We start from the raw sequence: 18,401 nt of genomic DNA on the forward strand, positions 1-18,401 counted from the left end.
CCTAGGTATTTTCGCCTCTGGCCGTTTGTTCTATCGCTAATAGAGCAGCAGACTACAGTAGCTTGCTGACCAATACAATCACCTGGGACTTAAAAGTCATCAAAGCTACTATTTTGGCTTACACATGTTCACTATTTGTGACGAAAGTTGGCAAAATTCTTCCTGTGAGTTAAAGCGTGATCTCGATCAAAAGTCCTTGCTGTTTACAGGCCTATACTGGTTGTTAATAGACCGATTACAACTCTCTGTTTTTGTTTGCAGCTAACACGATTTTTAGTGGCAGGTAAGGAGGTCGTGGTGCTGTTACCTATTGGAATAACAGATCAAGGAGGCCAATATGGCTGAGTTTACCACCGAGCAGATTCGGAATCTGGCGGTGCTCGGACACACAGGGGCGGGCAAGTCCACTTTGTTAGAGGCACTGCTGTTTCAGGGAAATGCGATCACTCAAAAAGGCAGGGTGGACAAGGGCACAAATCATGCTGATTTCACTGCCCAGGAAAAAGACCACCGACATAGCCTAGAACCTTCCTTCCTCAATCTCGATTTCGACAATCATCACATCAATTTTATCGACACCCCGGGCCTGCCCGATTTCTTCGGCCGAGCGCTCTTACCCCTCAGCGGTGTGGAGTCTGTGCTCTTGGTGGTTAATGCCGCAACTGGCATAGAAACCATCACTCAACGTGCGTTCGAGGCCGCGAGAGCCCAGGGCAAGGTGGTAATGATCGCCATCAACCATATCGACGGCAATGGCGCCAATCTGCCTGGGCTGCTCGATGAGATCCAAACCAAGTTTGGCCATCGCTGCTTGCCGGTCAACCTGCCCAATGTGGCGTTGGATGATGTGATCGACTGTTATCTGCATCCGCAGCCCGAGTTGCAGGGCCAGGCGCTGTTTCACGATGTGGCCAGTGCCCGTGATGAGCTGGTGGATACTGTGCTAGAGGAAGATGATGAGCTGATGGCACTGTATCTGGAGCAGGGGGAAAACCTGACACCCGAGCAGTTACATGAGCCGCTGGAAACCGCTCTGCGGATGGGACACCTTGTGCCAGTTTGCTTTACCAGTGCCGAAGAGCAGGTGGGGATTGGCGCGCTGCTGGAGCTGATTATTAAACTCAGTCCTAATCCGTTAGAGGCCAACCCTCCGCAGTTTATCAAGGGACAGGGTGAGTCGGCATTGCCTGTGGATGTGACGCAATCGAGTGATGATCATGCCCTGGCGCATGTGTTTCGGGTGGCGATCGATCCCTTCTTCGGTCGTATGGGGGTCTTTCGGGTTTACCAGGGCACCATCTCTCTGGGGATGAAGTTGTTTATTGGTGATGGTCGTAAACCGATCAAGGTAAGTAACCTGTTTAAATTGCAGGGAGATAAGCAGATCAGCGTGACCTCAGCCGTGCCGGGCGATATCTGCGCCATCTCTAAGGTGGATGAGCTGACGGTGGGCGCCGTGCTTCACGACAGTCATGATGAAGATGAGTTTCATCTGCCTGAGCTGGTATTGCCCCAGCCGATCTTTGGTTTAGCGGTATCGGCCAAGCGCCGCGGCGATGAGCAGAAGATTGCCGAAGTGCTTAATAAGCTGGTGGTGGAAGACCCGAGTTTGCATATCGCCAAGAATGAGGCCGAAGGGCAAACCATATTACAAGGCCAAGGGGATCTGCATCTGCAAATCGCCCTTGAGAAAGCCCATGACCTGTTTAATGTCGACATGGAAACCGATGTGCCAGCCGTGGCCTATCGTGAAACCATCACCCGCAGCGCGACGGCGCGTTACCGTCATAAGAAGCAGTCTGGCGGCGCGGGCCAGTTTGGCGAGGTGGAATTAACCGTTGAACCTTTACCAAGAGGAACAGGGTTTGAATTTGTCAGCAAGGTGGTGGGCGGTTCGGTGCCCAGCCAATATATCCCAGCGGTCGAGAAAGGGGTCAAGGAGGCGATGAGTGGTGGCGCCTTGGCGGGTTTCCCGATGCAGGATGTACGGGTGTCTCTGCTCGATGGTAAACACCATAGTGTCGATTCGAAGGAGATCGCCTTTGTGATGGCAGGCAAGAAAGCCTTCCTGGAAGCAGTGCAGGCGGCCAATCCTGTGATATTAGAGCCCATTGTTGAGATGCAGGTACAGGTCGCCCAAGAGCACGTGGGCGATATTACCGGCGATATCAGCGCTAACCGCGGCATCATCTGTGGCACTCAGGCTCAGGGCAATGGCAAGGTGGAAGTTGAGGTTGAGGCGCCGCTGGCGACCGTCGACGACTACTCGACCCGACTTAAATCCCTCACCGGTGGTGATGGGCAGTTTGCCATGACCTTCAGTCGTTACGATGTGGTACCGGATCATGTGCAGAAGTCACTGATCTCTGAGGCCAGAAGCCATTAGCGGCTCGATGAGATCAGGAGCCATTAGCGGCTCGATGAGATCAGGAGCCATTAGCGGCTCGATGAGATCAGGAGCCATTAGCGGCTCGATGAGATCAGGAGCCCTTGGCGGATCTCTAAGGTAAAGAGCCCTTAGCGGATCTTTAAAACAAAGAGCCATTAGCCAATAAGGCATAGCCGTAAGGTCGAAGAGGAGGAGCTTGGCTCCTCCTTTTTTATTGCGCTTGCCTGAGCGGCCGATTAGGGTGCTTACTCACGGTAGTCGATGACGAGGAATTGGATGATGGTGATAAGCAAAGCGAGCGCCGAGCATTATCAGTGGGGTGATGAGTGTGATGGTTGGCATCTGGTGAAGCGCCCGGCGCTTAGTGTGATTCAGGAGCGGGTGCCGGTGGGGCGAGGTGAACAGCGCCACTATCACAGCGTGGCCGAGCAGTTTTTCTTTATTCTGTCTGGCTACGCGCTACTTGAGGTGGAGGGCGTTGAATATCGACTCTCGGCCCATCAAGGGCTACATGTCGCGCCGGGTCAAGCTCATTGCCTGCGTAATGGTGGTGAGCAGGTACTGGAATTTCTGGTGACATCGACGCCGCCAAGTCATGGTGACAGGGTAAATGTCTAAATAAAGACCTAAGTAAAGACCTAAGTAGAGGCCTAGAAATAAAGCGGCTCACACTTTCGACGGTTTCCTTTTAGGACAAGTAGTTATAGTCTATTTTTAATAAGCCAGCCTGGCACTTAGGCTATGATGGTTGGCAGTCATCGGGAGGTTTTATCATGGAAGGAGTAAGACCTTGGCGCTTTGGGTTATTGGGCCTTTTGCTAGGGCTCATGCTGTGCCTGGCACCAACAATAGATGCTCTAGCCAGCGATGAAAGTGTCACTGCCGAGCAGGCCCGTGAGATAGTGCGCCGCGCCGATGAACAGATGCGTGGTAATTCCAGTTACGTGGTGGCGACCATGAATATCGTGCGGCCGAACTGGACGCGCTCGATGAGTATGAAGAGCTGGACCAAGGGGCAAGATCTCTCCTTGGTACTGGTGACGGCGCCCGCTAAAGATAAGGGTAGTGTGTCGCTCAAACGCTACCGTGAGATGTGGAACTGGGTTCCCGCCATCGAGCGCATCATCAAGATAGCCCCCTCTATGTTGAGCCAGTCGTGGATGGGCTCTGATTTTACCAATGACGATCTGATCAATCAGTCATCCATTGTGGTCGACTATCGTCATCAGCTAGTGAAGCGCGAGGCGATTGAGGGCGACGATTGTTTCGTTATCGACGCCTTTGCCAAACCCGATGCGCCAGTGGTGTGGAGCCGCATCCGTTTATGGATCTCGACGTCTCATTATCTACAGCGCCGGGTTGAGTTTTTCGATGAGTTTGACGACTTGGTCAATACCCTGACAGCCTCTGATATTCAATCTATGGGCGGACGTATGTTAGCGGCCAAGATGGTGATGATCCCCGCCGATAAGCCGGGGCAGCGCACCGAGCTTATCACCCATGAGGCGGCCTTTGATTTTGAGATTGGGGATGACTTTTTCTCGAAGCAGCAGATGAAGGCGCTGCGAGACTAGCGTTACCCCAGCAACAGGAGACAGCTAAGCATGTTAATCAAGCTGGCATGGCGTAATCTCTGGCGGCAGAAGCGGCGTACCTTGCTGACCGCCTTTGCCCTGTCGTTGGCGCTGTTTTTATCGCTCTTTACGCGCAGTATGCAAGAGGGAAGTTATGAGCATAATATCGATAATAGCGCCCGCTTCTCCACTGGCTTGATCCAGCTGCAATCTCCCGAATTTGCCATTACAGAGAGCATCGAAGACTTGCTGCCCGGTGATGATGCGTTTATCGCGCCGGCAAAAGCCTTACCTCACATCACTTTTACCCTGCCCAGAATCGAATCTTTTTTGTTAGCATCGAGTGACGAGCGCTCTAAAGGGGTAATGGTATATGGCGTGCGCCCCGAAGCTGAAAATGCTTATTCAGGCATAGCGGATAAGTTGGTGGCTGGTGAGTACTTAACCCCGAAAGCGCCACAGGTGTTGTTGGGGCAGGGGTTAGCCGAGTACCTGAAACTTGGTGTGGGTGATGAGCTGGTGCTCTATGGTCAGGGCTACCATGGCCAGACGGCGGCGGGTGTCTACCTTATCGTCGGCATACTGCGTTTTCCCTTGGCCCAGCTGGACAATCAGCTGGTGTATATGCCGCTCAGTGCGGCGCAAGAACTGTTCTCGACCGGCGAACAGGTGACGCAATGGGTATTGCATAGCGATAGGTTGGATCAGGTTGACCAGCTGACGCAGCAGCTGTCGCACCACTATGGTAGCGCGGTGAAGGTGCGCGACTGGCAGTCGTTGGCGCCTGAGATGGCGCAGCAGATCGCCTTAGACAGGGCCGGCGGCCTGTTTATGATCTGTCTGCTATACCTTATCGTCGGCTTTGCCCTGTTTGCGACCTTGCTGATGATGACCTTGGAGCGCCGACGTGAATTTGGTGTCATGTTAGCCACCGGCATGGGGCGGTTAACCTTACTGCGTTTGTTGGTGATTGAGTCGGGCATGATCGCCTTGCTGGGTATGGCTATGGGCCTGCTGGTTAGCCTGGTAGTGATAGGTTACTTCTATTTTCATCCTATTTCTCTGACAGGTGAAACCGCCAAGATGATGCTGGAGATGGGCTGGGAGCCGGTGATCCCCATGAAGGTGTCCCTTAACCTGGTTGGTACACAAGTCTTGATTGTTTTGGCGCTGATGACGCTCTGTCTGCTCTATCCACTGTGGCGGACCCAGCGTCTCGTGGTGGTCGCGGCGCTTAAGGGAGGTGACGATGCCCAATAGAGCACAAACTCGTCTGCAGCCGCCCATGTTGCTCCTGCTGGCCTGGCGCAATTTATGGCGCAATCGCCTGCGTACCAGCATCATGTTGTGCGCCATGGTGGTAGGCTTGGTGGGCGTGGTGGTCATGATAGGCTTTCTGACGGGCATGTACGCCAACATGATCAATAATGCCATCGCCTGGCAGACCAGCCACCTGCAGTTGCACCATAAAGAGTATCTCATCGATCCTGACATCACTTCCCGAGTGACGGCTCCTGCCCCCGTGTTGGCTAAACTGGCTCAGCTTCCTGAGGTGACAGGCGTTTCGCCGCGATTCTTGGTGCAGGGGATGCTGGCCTCGCCTAGAGCGAGCCGCGGCATTCGCATCAATGGCGTGGACCCTGTCGCCGAGGCTCAAGTGACGCCCATCGCTGGCAACATTATTGAGGGCGACTGGCTCAACGCCACGGGACGCCACCCCATAGTGATCTCAGAGAAAACCGCTAAGCGGCTCAAGTTAAGACTTGGCGCCAAGGTGGTGCTTACCTTTAGCAATGCCGATAAGGCAGTGAGCGGTGCGGCCTTTCGGGTGGTTGGGCTGTATCGCTCGCCCTCTAGCAGCTTTGATGACGGCAACGCCTATGTGCGCCGGGAGGAGTTGTCGCAGATAGCGGGTTTGGATGGCGTACATGAAATCGCTATTCGCCTTAATGATGCCAATACCTTATCTAACAGCGCCGCTAAGGCGGTGGCGAAACAGCTGGCAACTGCGGTGGCCCATGAGGATGTCGTGCGCGACTGGCAGCAGATCCAGCCCATGTTGGCGACCATCATCGCTCAGATGGGCACCAGCAACGGTATCATTTTGTTGATCTTCATCTCTGCCTTGGGGTTAGGGATAACCAATATCATGTTGATGGCGGTGTTTGAACGAACCCGGGAGTTTGGCGTCTTGATGGCGATAGGTATGGTGAAGGGCAAGCTGTTTCGACTGATTTTATTGGAGTCTTTACTGCTGGGGCTTAGTGGCGCGCTATTGGGGCTGGCGCTGAGTATAGTGGTGATAAGGATACTGGCCCATACCGGCATCGCCCTGGGCAACATGGCCGAAGGCCTGGGCGCCTTTGGGGTGTCGACGACCCTTTATCCTCAGGTGTCGCCCGGCCAGTACCTGGCGACCCTGCTGATGGTGGTGATCGTCAGTCTGCTAGCGGCCCTCTATCCGGCGCGGCAGATCATAAAGCAGCGACCTGTGGATGCCATGTCGCAAAAGCACTAACACTATGACTACTGACGTTGAATATTGATGATGAATAGTTCTTGGAGTCGAATGAGATAATGACCATAGCAACCAAAGGATTAACCAAGGTTTATAACCCGGAGAGCGATTTTCCCGTCACCGCGGTTAAGCCGCTGGATCTGACCATAGCTCAGGGGGAGTTTGTTGCCATCATGGGGCCGTCTGGTTCGGGAAAAACGACACTGCTGAACATGATAGGTGGCATCGACAGTCCCAGCAGCGGCGCTGTGTTGATTGACGGTGAGAACATCGCTAAGTTGGGTGAGCAGGCATTAATCGCCTTTCGCCGCGATCACGTGGGCTTCATTTTTCAGGACTATAGCCTGTTGCCTGTATTAACGGCGCTGGAGAATGTGGAATTTGTCATGCAGCTGCAAGGGCGCAGCGAAGCCGAATGTCGCAAGCGGGCCACAGAGCTGCTCACTCAGGTAGGGCTTGAGAGTCAGATGCATAAGATACCGGCCAAACTCTCTGGCGGGCAGCAGCAGCGGGTGGCGGTCGCGCGGGCCTTAGCGTCTCGTCCCAGATTTGTAATGGCCGATGAGCCCACCGCCAATTTAGATGCCAAGAGCACCGCCGAATTACTGGATATCATGCAGCGATTAAACGAGCAGGAGGACACGACCTTTATCTTCTCAACCCATGATCCCAGGGTGATTGCCAGGGCGAAACGGGTCATTGTCTTTGAAGATGGTCAGTTGGTGGAGGACAGATGTCAGTGACGCGCAGCGCCTCGGCGCTGTTTGGGCTCTTGACCTTAGGGCTGGCCTTGCCATCGCTGGCATCGCCTATCCCGGGTGTCGCCCCTGAGGAGGCCTGGCAACTTGATGGTTATGTGAGTTACTTAGGCTCTGTCATTGACCCAGATAATGGTGACGCGCTGTGGGATAACCTGATACATCAGCGGCTTAATCTGGAATATCGTTGGGATGCAGGTGTTAGGATGAATCTGGGGCTGCGTAATCGCCTGACGGCGGGTGACTCGGCCCGATTGCCCGGTTATGGCGAGCTCTTGGGCTGGGATCCCGGCTACTGGGATCTGTCACTCAACTGGCTCGACAGGGATGGTTGGGTTGGTAATAGCCAGTTAGATCGCGCCTATCTTAGCTGGCAAGTCAATGCCGATTGGCAGCTAAGTGCGGGCAGGTTCAGAGTCAATTGGGCCATGAGCACCCTGTGGAACCCAAACGATATCTTTAACGCCTATTCGATTTACGATGTCGATTATGCCGAGCGCCGCGGAGTCGATGCCCTTAAGGTCAATCGCCGTTTGGGCGTTGCCAGTCACCTCGAGCTGGTTTATAGCCAGTCAGGGGAGCAGAACCATTACTACGCCGGTCGCTATCTCGGTCATTACTCGGGGTGGGATTGGCAGATTATTGCTGGCAAGGCCGCCGAGGATATCGTCTTGGGCTTTGGGTTTGCTGGCGATATTGCCGGGGCAGGGTTTCGCGGCGAATATAGTCATTTCGAGCCTCAAGAGGAGTTATCGGTTCAGTCAGGCCCTGATGTTGTGCCTTTGGGGAGCGTCACGCACTTCTCGAGTTCGGTGGCGACGTTAGAGCTTGATTACAGCTTTGCGTCTGAGGCCAATTGGCGCGTGTTTGGCGCCGCGCTCTATATCTCTGAACCCTTAGCCATAGATAATGCCTTGCTGTATCTGAATCTGCCGTTAACTGCGCGCACGTTGAGTTTTACGCCGTGGACCTTTTACCTGGAGACAGGTTTGGATCTGTCGCCGCTGAGCCGCCTTAATGGCGCAGTAAGCTATTATGATGACGGCTCCTATTTCTACGGCGTCACCTACCAGTATTCCCTGGCCGATGATTGGCAGTTAAGTGTGATAGGTCAGCGTTTCGATGGTTCGCCCGTTAGCCTCTTTGGTCAATCGGCGTCTACTTTGGGCTATCTGCAGCTCAAATGGAGTTTTTAGGGGAAGTCCTGTTTTTAGTGAAAGTGGTGTTCCACTTGTCCGAATGATACCCTTGAGTCGACGCTATTTTTGATGGATACCCCAGTTTTTGAACACCTCTCTCGCTTCTTCGCTGCCCGTTAACCTATACCTATGTGAGTTGTCACAGCCTATTGGCGAGGACACGAAGCAGGCGCTGCGCCAGTGGTTACCCCAAGATGAGCGCAATAAAGTAGATCGCTATCTGCAGCCTAAGGCTCGAGAGAAAGCGCTGCTGGTGAGGTGTTACCTGCGCGCGCTGCTCTCTGAGGTAGATGCGCGCCAGCAAGCCGATGCCAGTCTGGCAATTAAACCTGATGCATGGCGTTTCGATTATCTGGAGAAGGGTAAGCCTGTGTTAGCCAGTGATTGCGCCGAACGCGCGGGGCTGATATTTAACCTCAGCCATAGTGGCGACTATTTGCTGCTGGCTATCACTCAAGGAACTGATGCCTTGGCGTTGGGAGTGGATATCGAGCGAAAGCGGCAAAACACCAACATCCATGCCATTCTCAATCATTATTTTACCCCCCAAGAAACCCAGGCTTTGTTGGCTTTGCCCGAGCATCAGCAGCGGGATCGTTTTTTCGATCTCTGGGCGCTTAAGGAGTCGTATATCAAGGCGAAAGGAATGGGGTTGGCCTTATCCCTAAAATCTTTTTATTTTGAACTCGCTAGCATGCAATCTCAGACCTTAAGCTTTGTTGGGAGAGAGCCGCAAACGGCCGGTATAGCGCAGTCGGTAAGCCTGTTTTTGCAGGGGGATGAGGGGCGGGGTATTCCAGCAGGTCAATGGCAGAGCTGGCTCGGGCAACTTGAGCGGGAATATCGTTTTGCGCTTAGCATTAAGACGGAGCGTGAAATTACCTGGCATTGCCACAGCGTGGGTATCCAACAACTGCTGTTATCTTGTTAAGTTAAAAAAGCAGGAAAACCTCAGTTTTCCTGCAAAAGGGAGTATTGGCGGCCTGCCACCCCTTAGGGCGACAGGTTAAGGCTTAGTAGTTCGCTTGGAAGGTTAACCAGAGTTTGTCTGTGTCGTTAGAGAAGCCATAACCTTCATCGGCGCCGCTGAAGCTTGCGTATTTCACACCGACACTGTAGTGATTGAGGAAAGGATAGGTCGCCGATACGCCCCATTCCTTACCCATGTCCACGTCACCGTAGTCGGAATCGAATTTGTGGTATTTGGCCAGCAGCTTGAGTCCGGCAACTTTAGCCGTGAGGATAAGGTGGGTATCTATGATACCGTTTTCCCAGTTCCCTTTGCCGCCGAAGAGGAACTTATCTGTCCAACCGTTGAAGGCATGTAGGGTCGCCAGTGGGGTAATGAAGCCCGCCTTGCCATCGTCAGAACCTAGTACCTCGTAACCAATTTTGGCGCCAAAGAGATCCAAGTCCACTCCCGCCCCAAGTTTATAGTAAGCCGCTGAGTAGCTGACAGGGTTATCGCCGCCTTCAGACTGCTGGGCGTATTCAGCTTCATAGTTGAACTTTAGTTTATCGAGTTTGATATCGCCCGAGGCACGCAGACCATAGGTGTCGGTCGAGAAGGCTGCTACATTGACGTTGTCGATCAAGTAGGCGTAGCCACTGAGCTTGATAAACTCTAACCCTTTGTAGTTAACATTAACTAGGTGAGTCTTATTCTTGTGCTCATCTTTGCCAGAATCTTCGGCGAAGATGCGATTTACGTTATTCACATAGGCGTAGTAAGCCGTTAGTCCTGCAACCTCAGTGTTCTTCACCGAGAAAGCATCATAGGTCTGTTCATTTTGGCGGAAGCCAACACCACCGACGAAACGCTGGTTGTCGAGCAGGATGCGCTGACGACCATATTGGGCCAAGGTGTTAGCTGGGCCACGATAACCGATAATGGCCTGATTAATCTGTGTATATTCATAGTCGGCAATCAGAGGTTCGTCGTCGGTAGAACGCACATCGTCCACTTCAGCCAAGGCAAACAGCTTGTAGAAGTCACCAGTTTGATAGGTCAGGCGCGTGCGCAGTGTGGTTTGGTTTTGCTGGTCGACATCGGCTAGATCCACATCTTCATAGCGAAGGCGAAATTTCACTTTCACCTGAGAGTCATCGATAAAAGCCTTTTTTAGTGGGTCAACACTTTCTGCGCTGAGGGCTGAGGTTGAAAGACTGGCAAGTACGGCGAGGCTGAGGGCGTGAAGTTTCATTAATTGTAATCCTTTTGTATGGTCATTGCTCCTGGACTGTTATAGGTCTGCAAAAGGATTGATTTGTTGATCTAAAACAATGTTACATTGTGATTGATTTTTTCTGTTAATAATTGTGATAAAGATCATTAGCTTATACTTAATTAGAGGTATCTCCAAAGTGGTATGTGTGGCGGCAATTAAATAATTCTGCTTGTACTCTAATAGTGCAGTTGGAAGGGGGGCTTGCTTTTCATCTGCAAGAAAAGTGACTGTATGAGGGGAAAAAGGGATGGTGTGGATAAAAAACAGCCCGCTGTTGCGGGCTGCTGATTGCTATTGCCTTGCCAAACGATGGTTTTCCGGCGGATTTTCAAAGTCGCTACGATAAGGATTGATGTCTAAGCCGCCACGCCGCGTATAGCGGGCATAAACAGTCAGTTTAGCGCAGTGACACAGACGCTTGAGATCGACGAAGATCCGCTCGACACATTGTTCGTGAAACTCATTGTGTTGTCTGAAGGAGATCAGATAGCGCAGCAGTTTTTCTCTATCAATCTTGGGCCCTTGGTAGCGAATCATCACGCTGCCCCAGTCAGGTTGCGAAGTAATTAGGCAGTTTGATTTCAAAAGGTTAGAGGTTAGTGTCTCGGCCACTACACTCTTGTCATCAGTGCTATCGATAAGATAATCGCTGCTGAAATCGTAGTCATCGACTTCGATATCCAGATCGTCGATACAGGTTCCTGGTAGCTCGACCACTCGTTGATGAGCAAACTGTTTCGGCTCGATGATCTTAACCACTACTTCACCGCCAGCGCAGGCGGATAAATCTTTAGCCAAGGTCTGTTGCACCGCTTCGATAGACTCAAAACGAGTCTGGTTAAAGCTGTTGAGATAGAGCTTGAAGGATTTAGATTCGATCAAATTGTCGCTGTTAAAGTCGAGGATAAACTCGGCTATGGCGACCATGGGTTTGCCCTTGGCATTCAGCCAGGAGAGTTCATAGCCGGTCCAGATATCGGCGCCATGGAAAGGCAGGGTATCGCCTAAGGCTATGGCGTCACGATTGAGCTTGCGTGGTACACCCTGTAACAGTGAGGCATCGTAATTAGCCTGATAGCCAGTCGATTTGCCTAAGGTTAGTTGGGATAACGCGGGAGCGTCGTGATAAGGGTCATGAACCTGTGTCATCAATCGTTTTTCCATGTCAAAATAGAGGCACATTATACTTAAATTTTGGGTAACTGCTAAGTGTCTTCTTTGTCTGCGTTGGATCAATTTTTTACGCTTTATCATCAAGTCTATAGCGACAAACTGGGTGAGTCTCCTCGATATTATCCCTTGGGCGAAGCTTCTCCCTGTGTGCTTGAGTGTGATCTCGATAGGGTCACTCAATCGCCTGAAAACTCAGTGCAGTGGCAAGCGATAAAACGCGAAGATGAAGGTCAGTTTGACAATATTGAGCATGCATTATCCATGAAGTTGCACCCCAGTATTCAGCCATTTTATGGACGCTATTTTTCGGCTCCTGTGATGTTTGGCTCGGCATTTGGCGAAGGTGAGCTGTTACAGGCCTGGAATCAGCAAGATTTTGAGTATCTGCAGCAGAATTTAATTGGTCACCTTATGATGAAGGCGAAGTTAAAACAGCCGCCGACCTGGTTTATCGGTGTCCTCGGGGAGGGCGATGAGATGTTGGTGGTCGATAATGAAACTGGCGGCGTCTGGATAGAGGTGCCGGGTGAACTGCCCCATAGGCAACTGGCGGAAAGCCTGGATGCCTTCATTGAAGGCCTGACGCCTAGAGTGAGTCCAGCGCAAAAGCCTCTCGAGGAGTCGCTGCCTGAGACCGATCATCCTGGGATCTGGCAGCGATTAAAGATGATGTGGCGTCACCTGCGCCCCAAGAAGTAAGGGGTTAAGCAGGCTAAGTGCAGGCTAACCGTCTAGAGATGATCCCAAGAGATGTTGGAGACGATACGGCAGTTATCGCACTTGAAATGGAACAGATCTAACAGCGGCGATGGTTGAAGCCAGTCCGGATTACCGCAGCGCGGACAGGGTCTTTGTTGCTCAGAAGCCAGACTCTCACCACCCACTCGATACAGATAGTAATAGGTCGGGATTTTGGTGAGGTATTCAATGCGTCCGCGCAGATCCCAGCCGCGGCGAAACAGGTCACTGTCGCAGCGGCTCAGTTCATCGAGGGCGGCGAACTCTGCCTTAGTAGCGGCGGCCATCTGCAGTTCATCACAGGCTTGCCATTCGGTTTGCCATTTGATCACCCGTTTATGGTCGCCATTAAAGGTGGCCGGGATCTGATACAGAGGAATAGGCTGCAGCGTATCGCCGTTGCGAAGGGGTGAGCACATATGCACATAGCTGGTATAAAGCAGTTGCCAGCTAGGGGGCTCAGTGCTGCTAACTTCTGAGTTAATATCCTGGCCAATATACTTCTCTCTGGGGTGCAGCAGCTTAGCTTGAGTGAGTTCATCTAGGGCAACATTCACCCAGGGACTGTTGAAGCGCTTCGCCAGACTGCTCTTTTCTGGTAACAGCAGACGGACTCTAAACTCCCCCTCGTTAAACGCCACGGCAAATTCGCGTCCTAATACCTGACCGTTGGCTCGGTAGGCTTCGAGCAAACCGTTGATTGCACGTTCGGCTGCGGTGATCGTGGTGTTGTCAAAACACTCAAATCTGAGTTCTACCACGTGCATTAAGAAGCGTCCTCATTGTTGAGTCGCGCTTCAAGCTTGGCGATACGGTCCATTAGGGTTTCTTGATTAGCACTTAGGCGGCTGACTTCTTGCTGCAGCGCAGCGAGTGTGGCCTCCTCTTGAGGGGACTGTGTAGGCGCTGCAGGCGTGGCATTATTCAGTATTATGTTGGCGCGATCTTCGCTCGACATAGCCTTAAATCGTTGTAGGCCTTGTACCAGGATGGGCATGGGAAGAGAGTTACCCAAGCTCGCCTTAATCAGTGCCAGGCTGGGAGACTTACCAGCCAGACTTAATTTTTGTGCGGCGGCGAGCACCTGTTCGATAGGACTCATGGTTAAATTCCTTACTTTTTAGCATAGCTGACACACACTTAAGGATGAATTGTTCGTAACTTGTTGATATTTAAGTTTTTACTTTTTTGGCATAAGCTTTGCTTTATCTGTGTCCAGTTATAATAGATAAACAGGACGTGAAAGTGAAAACAAAATTAATAACCGCATTAGTCTTCGGTGCTACTAGTTTAGCGCTATCTGGGTGTGTATTAAACGTGGGTGAAGGCGACAAAGGCTGGAGCAGTGGAAACTCTTGGGAGCGTATTCAAGAGCAAAATCGTGCCAATTTGTCTAAATTGACACTGGGGATGAGTCGAGATCAGGTGATGACCTTAATGGGGACGGCAGACTTCAATGAGGCTTATACCAAGGAAGATAAGGCGATCAATGTGCTTTACTACCGTACTCAACGCACGCGCGGAGACGGCACCACAACCAAGGATGAGTGTACGCCAGTCGTGATTAGTGATGATCGCGTTGTGGGCTGGGGCGAGAAGGCCTACCACAATATGTAATGTAAGCAGCTAATTAAAAGGCAAGCCTTTCGAGCTTGCCTTTTTTGATCGGTCAATATCTTACATCTATATTGGTGTCAGCGTTTTTATCTTAATTGGAAACCTGATTAGGCGCGCAGCTGAGCGTCTAAGTGATCGATCACCTCTGTCCATTGGGCATCTTCGGCCAAGGCTTCGGCTAAGAAGTGACGCTGAGCGGTATTCCAAAAAGGAGCCTGCGCAATATGTACGCCTTGGGCGATCGAGTGTTGTTTGAGGAATTCCTCTATGGCGTCGGGGTCACTCGATAGCCCGAGTTGGTCAAATAGGGCGGCTAGATCCGGTGGTGTAATATCCATTTTTCCCTCACTTAATTAATTGAAGAGGCGCTCTCATAAGTATGCAATAAATTGATAAAGTGTCGAATCGATTAAAGTTTGCACTTTTTTACAAGCTTGTTACATTGAGTGTTGTTGATCTGAATCAAGGAATAACAGCAATGACGCCAACAGACATCCCACCTGTTCAAGAAACCTATAAAGCTGTCTATTTAACTGCTGAAGACCTAAGGGTTGCCGCTTCTATTCTCTACAATGCCTACCATGATGATCCCTTTTTTATCGCCGCTCTGCATAAGGGGGACAAGGCGCAATATGAGCAGAAGTTGCGTGGTGCTATCCGTGAAGAGTTACACACCCTTTGGCAGGAAGAGCAGGCGCTGATAGGTCTGTTTGACGAAGATCGCTTAATCGGCTTGGCCTGTATCGTAACTCAGCAGGTACCGCTGGGAGAGGCCAGATATTGGCATTGGCGACTCAAGATGCTGTTAAGTACGGGGTGGCAGTCGACCCAGGCTTTAATGAGAAAAGAATCATCGATTCTTGAGCATCTTCCTAGCACCCACTGCGGTATCTTGCAGTTTATCGCCGTGACCCCTATTGAGCAGAAAAAGGGGTTAGGAAAGCGCCTTATCCAGGCGGTGATGAGTTGGTGTGATGAGCAGCCTGAGTTAGAGGGAGTAGGTGTTTATGTGACCCATGATGAGCATACACACCTATTTTCAACCATGGGTTTTGCACCCATAGAGCGATTGACCATAGGCAGCGTAGAAGGTGAGCTGCTGTTTTACCGGAGTCCTGAAGTTGAGTAAGCAATATAAGAGTTTTAAGGCGTTTTATCCTTTTTACCTGTCGCAGCATAGTGATGCCAGATGCCGCGGGATGCACTATTTTGGTAGCCTCTTGGTGTTAGCTTTACTGCTGACGGCTCTATTATCATCCAGCTACTGGTTGCTCTGGTTATTGCCTGTTGTGGGTTATGGTGCAGCTTGGATTGGACACTTTGTGTTTGAGCGCAATAGACCGGCGACTTTCGAGTATCCCTTGTATAGCTTTTTAGCCGATTGGGTCATGCTGGTGCAGTGGTTAACCCGCCGTCGAGATCAATAGTTGTTTGAGTAAGCTCACATTTAGCCTGGCCTCTTGTGAGAGATCGCTTACAAATGTGTGAGCTATTTTCCAGATATCCTAGCTGTTTATGACTGAGGATAATGTTTATTCTTTTATTTTCAATAGCTTAAGCATCGAACTTTGATTGGTTAAGAATCAAGCTATTCACAATTGTTTCTTATGGCGTACATTTTTAGATTGGTCTGGTTATACTGAGTCCAAGTTAACCAGCTTGCTTTAATCACGCAGATATTGATGTTCTAGGAGATGAAAGTCATAGCGTGTCAGGGACGAACAAGGATATGGACGGTGGCATGGAATGACACCGCTATGGATGAATAAGCGTCAGGGATACTAAGAGCTAGCTGAAATAAAGGACTATAGTGCAGGATGCGCTGGATCCCATAGGATATGGGAGTGCGGTTAAATGAATTAACCGTCCAGGGATGATAAAGACAGGACGTTTCAGGAGTTTGGGAGACGGCAGGATGTCGATGTGATCAGGATGATGCAGGGAGCACGGCGAAAGCAGGAAGGCTTACACAAGAGTATAGAAAAGGCGCACTTTTATCAGTGCGCCTTTTCTATTTGTGGCCTTTGATCATATGTGATCAGCTCTGTTGTCTTTTGCCTTTAAGTTTTAGCCATTATAAATGCCCGTCATCGTGTGAGACATTTCTTACATTAATGTGCGACATAAAGCTGAAGGCAAGCTGATTATATCTGCATAAAGATATATTTTAAAATTATATCAATGGCTTATTTGATTTTGTTGATATGACAATCATGTGGCAGTGATTATAGTGTTTTGCGAGGTACTTTGTTTTGTTGCGGCCTTCGCTAGAATTAACAGTGTTCAGGGATGAATGGTTAGGGAAAGGTCAGGAAGACCTAAACATCATCAGGAAGATGATGGCAAGGATGGTACCAGGATGGACGCTCAAGGATGAGTGGTAACTAGGGAAGGTCAAACATTCACGGATGATTGAATTCTGCTCAGGATGGCAGATAACACGGAGTGTATGGAATGGAATCCCATGGAAGAAACTGGACATGCTTAAGGATTAAGCATACTTGGTAAATGGATCACCAAGCACAAGGAAGGTACCTTAGCACTGATAATAAGTACTTTAACGAGTATTTAAGTGTTAACAGGTACAAGGAATAAAGGGACCAAGGAAGATGCAAGGAGCATAAATTCGCAAGGATGGAGCAGGGAGCACTTTCATAGCTGGATTGCTTAGCGAAAAGATAGAAGGCGCGACTCATGATTGAGCCGCGCTTTTTCTTTGCCCAGAATAAGGCATTGTACGTGAAGACTTGTCTGGGTTATTTACAGCCGCCTGGCTTACAACCACCGCGACTGCCGCAGCCGCCACCAACCGAGCCTCTTGCCTCTGGGGCCTCAAGCCATTCCGGTTCCGGGAATATAGGCCATTGAATTTTTTCTACTTTCTTACCATGCATCCATATGTGCGCGCGATATTGATTAAGGCCGTCAGTACTAAATTCCAGCAAAAACTTTGCTTTCCAGGTCAAGCCGCTGCTGCCGCCTATGCTAGGACGGGCAGACTCCATGGCTATGGCCAGGAGTTGTACTCGCTGTTTTTTACATTCGCCGTTGGCAAAAAGGCGGCTTAGCTCTGCCATTTGTCTGAGTTGCCAGAAGAAAGCGGCAATGACCACCAAGGCGGCGATCATTAAAAAATCTGTCATCATGCTTTGGTTACCTTAAAGAGTCCGCCGATGGCATTGGCTAGGTTGGGACTACGCTCAGGATCTCTTAATGCCATCAAAAACTGAGTTCGTATTGCTGGAATAGCCACGATATCAGCAAAGATCTGATTAAAGAAGGCCTGTGGTTGTTTTGCTAAAGCTTCGAGATAGATCTTGCGAGTCTGATCGTCTTTTAATGCCGTCCAGTTTCTACCTGCGATGGTAACTAAGGCGACGTCATCTAACGCCTCTTGCTCATCTAAGTATTGAATCGCTTCTTGAGCCAATGCAGGCATAGAGGCTAAGGCGCGCAAATAATAGAGTCGATGTTCGCCGCTAGCCTGATAAAACTCACTAAGCAAGCGCTGAGCGAGGGGCTCGCTTAGCGTCAAATGTTCAAGCTGCTGACAGAGGGCAATTTTCACCTCAATGGCACTGTGATCAAAGGCGCTGAGTAGCTGAGCGTCGTGGTCAAGTTGATTGGCACGCACGCAGATATCAGCCAGGCCCTGTAAACCGACATCTTGCCACCGCTCAGGGGAAACCTGTCTTGACAGATATTGGTAGGCAAATTCATATTGCGCCGAAGCTGGCAGTCCTAACTGCTTACGTACCAAGGCATTGAAGAGCGCCAGCTTTTCTGCATTGGGTTTGAAAGCAAAAGGGTGGTTAGCCAGCTTATCTTGTTGCTCCTGAGAAAGTGTCTGAGTTGGGTCGCTGCCAAGGGCTTCGAGTACCATGCGAATAAATTGGGTTCTTGGTGCCGGTGACAGCAAGCCTCTCTCATCTAAAGGTAATTTGAGAAACCAGATGTAGTGTTGATTGGAGTTATCCCAGAAGACGATGGCAAACTGTGCGTGCCCCTGAATCGGCGACGGATAAGGTGCTGCCAAAGCTTCTATCTGAGAGAAGGCCATCATGTCGATATGCTGCACCCGACGGCCCAGATCATAGACTTGGAATTGAGTATTTGCCGTGCTGAGAAATTGAGTAAGGGTCGTGATTTCAGTCATTAGAATGCCGTTTGCTTACAGGGGACAGAATAAATGGCGCTTATTATAGGG

Annotated in this window: 19 protein-coding genes; 12 read left to right on the top strand and 7 right to left on the bottom strand. The window is 50.6% G+C overall.

What is annotated here, in order from left to right:
• The first annotated feature begins 337 nt into the window (after window positions 1-337).
• The 8 genes from fusA (at window position 338) to CFF01_RS19365 (ending at window position 9,369) form a co-directional block, all read left to right on the top strand.
• Window positions 338-2,386: an elongation factor G gene (fusA, locus tag CFF01_RS05995; protein ID WP_088904193.1), complete on the top strand. Its 2,049-nt coding sequence runs from the start codon at window positions 338-340 to the stop codon at window positions 2,384-2,386.
• Window positions 2,387-2,665: 279 nt separating this feature from the next.
• Window positions 2,666-3,007 (top strand): cupin domain-containing protein, encoded by a 342-nt coding sequence (locus CFF01_RS06005; RefSeq protein WP_088904195.1) that lies wholly within the window; start codon window positions 2,666-2,668, stop codon window positions 3,005-3,007.
• Window positions 3,008-3,162: 155 nt separating this feature from the next.
• Window positions 3,163-3,963, top strand: a complete 801-nt coding sequence (locus tag CFF01_RS06010) for an outer membrane lipoprotein-sorting protein (RefSeq protein WP_181404203.1) — start codon at window positions 3,163-3,165, stop codon at window positions 3,961-3,963.
• Between the two features lie 30 nt (window positions 3,964-3,993).
• Window positions 3,994-5,223, top strand: a complete 1,230-nt coding sequence (locus tag CFF01_RS06015) for an ABC transporter permease (protein ID WP_088904196.1) — start codon at window positions 3,994-3,996, stop codon at window positions 5,221-5,223.
• Complete coding sequence (locus CFF01_RS06020) at window positions 5,213-6,481, top strand: ABC transporter permease (RefSeq protein WP_232479514.1); 1,269 nt, start codon at window positions 5,213-5,215, stop codon at window positions 6,479-6,481. Before CFF01_RS06015 ends, CFF01_RS06020 begins: the two co-directional genes overlap by 11 nt.
• 59 nt (window positions 6,482-6,540) lie before the next feature.
• Window positions 6,541-7,224: an ABC transporter ATP-binding protein gene (locus tag CFF01_RS06025; protein ID WP_088904197.1), complete on the top strand. Its 684-nt coding sequence runs from the start codon at window positions 6,541-6,543 to the stop codon at window positions 7,222-7,224.
• On the top strand, window positions 7,215-8,435 hold the full coding sequence (locus CFF01_RS06030; protein WP_088904198.1) for a hypothetical protein: 1,221 nt from the start codon (window positions 7,215-7,217) through the stop codon (window positions 8,433-8,435). Before CFF01_RS06025 ends, CFF01_RS06030 begins: the two co-directional genes overlap by 10 nt.
• 88 nt (window positions 8,436-8,523) lie before the next feature.
• Window positions 8,524-9,369: a 4'-phosphopantetheinyl transferase family protein gene (locus CFF01_RS19365; RefSeq protein ID WP_269768275.1), complete on the top strand. Its 846-nt coding sequence runs from the start codon at window positions 8,524-8,526 to the stop codon at window positions 9,367-9,369.
• Window positions 9,370-9,451: 82 nt separating this feature from the next.
• Here CFF01_RS19365 and CFF01_RS06040 read toward each other — a convergent pair whose 3' ends face one another.
• Window positions 9,452-10,642 (bottom strand): alginate export family protein, encoded by a 1,191-nt coding sequence (locus tag CFF01_RS06040; RefSeq protein ID WP_088904200.1) that lies wholly within the window; start codon window positions 10,640-10,642, stop codon window positions 9,452-9,454.
• A gap of 315 nt (window positions 10,643-10,957) precedes the next feature.
• Window positions 10,958-11,815: an NADPH-dependent 7-cyano-7-deazaguanine reductase QueF gene (queF, locus tag CFF01_RS06045; RefSeq protein ID WP_198387134.1), complete on the bottom strand. Its 858-nt coding sequence runs from the start codon at window positions 11,813-11,815 to the stop codon at window positions 10,958-10,960.
• A 60-nt stretch (window positions 11,816-11,875) separates the two neighbouring features.
• On the opposite strand from queF, the gene syd reads away from it, so the two are divergent.
• Window positions 11,876-12,538 (top strand): SecY-interacting protein, encoded by a 663-nt coding sequence (gene syd, locus CFF01_RS06050; protein ID WP_088904201.1) that lies wholly within the window; start codon window positions 11,876-11,878, stop codon window positions 12,536-12,538.
• A 32-nt stretch (window positions 12,539-12,570) separates the two neighbouring features.
• On the opposite strand, the gene CFF01_RS06055 is transcribed toward syd, so the two are convergent.
• A complete protein-coding gene (locus CFF01_RS06055; RefSeq protein WP_088904202.1) occupies window positions 12,571-13,344 on the bottom strand; it encodes a Zn-ribbon-containing protein in 774 nt (257 codons plus the stop codon).
• Entirely contained in the window at window positions 13,344-13,679 is a 336-nt protein-coding gene (locus tag CFF01_RS06060; RefSeq protein ID WP_033537541.1) for a hypothetical protein, read from the bottom strand. The genes CFF01_RS06055 and CFF01_RS06060 overlap by 1 nt, the downstream gene beginning before the upstream one ends.
• A gap of 143 nt (window positions 13,680-13,822) precedes the next feature.
• Here CFF01_RS06060 and CFF01_RS06065 point away from each other — a divergent pair, with 143 nt between their 5' ends.
• A complete protein-coding gene (locus CFF01_RS06065) occupies window positions 13,823-14,194 on the top strand; it encodes a DUF3192 domain-containing protein (RefSeq protein ID WP_081953753.1) in 372 nt (123 codons plus the stop codon).
• A gap of 107 nt (window positions 14,195-14,301) precedes the next feature.
• Here the strand turns inward: CFF01_RS06065 and CFF01_RS06070 are convergent, their stop codons facing one another.
• Window positions 14,302-14,532: a DUF2789 domain-containing protein gene (locus tag CFF01_RS06070; RefSeq protein ID WP_033537542.1), complete on the bottom strand. Its 231-nt coding sequence runs from the start codon at window positions 14,530-14,532 to the stop codon at window positions 14,302-14,304.
• A gap of 140 nt (window positions 14,533-14,672) precedes the next feature.
• On the opposite strand from CFF01_RS06070, the gene CFF01_RS06075 reads away from it, so the two are divergent.
• Window positions 14,673-15,323 carry a GNAT family N-acetyltransferase gene (locus tag CFF01_RS06075; protein WP_088904203.1) on the top strand — a complete coding sequence of 217 codons (651 nt, stop codon included), beginning with the start codon at window positions 14,673-14,675 and terminating at the stop codon, window positions 15,321-15,323.
• Window positions 15,316-15,621: a DUF962 domain-containing protein gene (locus tag CFF01_RS06080; RefSeq protein ID WP_088904204.1), complete on the top strand. Its 306-nt coding sequence runs from the start codon at window positions 15,316-15,318 to the stop codon at window positions 15,619-15,621. Before CFF01_RS06075 ends, CFF01_RS06080 begins: the two co-directional genes overlap by 8 nt.
• A gap of 1,329 nt (window positions 15,622-16,950) precedes the next feature.
• On the opposite strand, the gene CFF01_RS06085 is transcribed toward CFF01_RS06080, so the two are convergent.
• Both CFF01_RS06085 and CFF01_RS06090 read right to left on the bottom strand, forming a co-directional pair.
• Window positions 16,951-17,340 carry a DUF3301 domain-containing protein gene (locus CFF01_RS06085; protein WP_088904205.1) on the bottom strand — a complete coding sequence of 130 codons (390 nt, stop codon included), beginning with the start codon at window positions 17,338-17,340 and terminating at the stop codon, window positions 16,951-16,953.
• On the bottom strand, window positions 17,337-18,350 hold the full coding sequence (locus CFF01_RS06090; RefSeq protein ID WP_088904206.1) for a DUF3549 family protein: 1,014 nt from the start codon (window positions 18,348-18,350) through the stop codon (window positions 17,337-17,339). Before CFF01_RS06090 ends, CFF01_RS06085 begins: the two co-directional genes overlap by 4 nt.
• Window positions 18,351-18,401: the final 51 nt, after the last annotated feature.

It is taken from the genome of Shewanella marisflavi, assembly GCF_002215585.1.
Classification (GTDB): Bacteria; Pseudomonadota; Gammaproteobacteria; order Enterobacterales; family Shewanellaceae; genus Shewanella; species Shewanella marisflavi.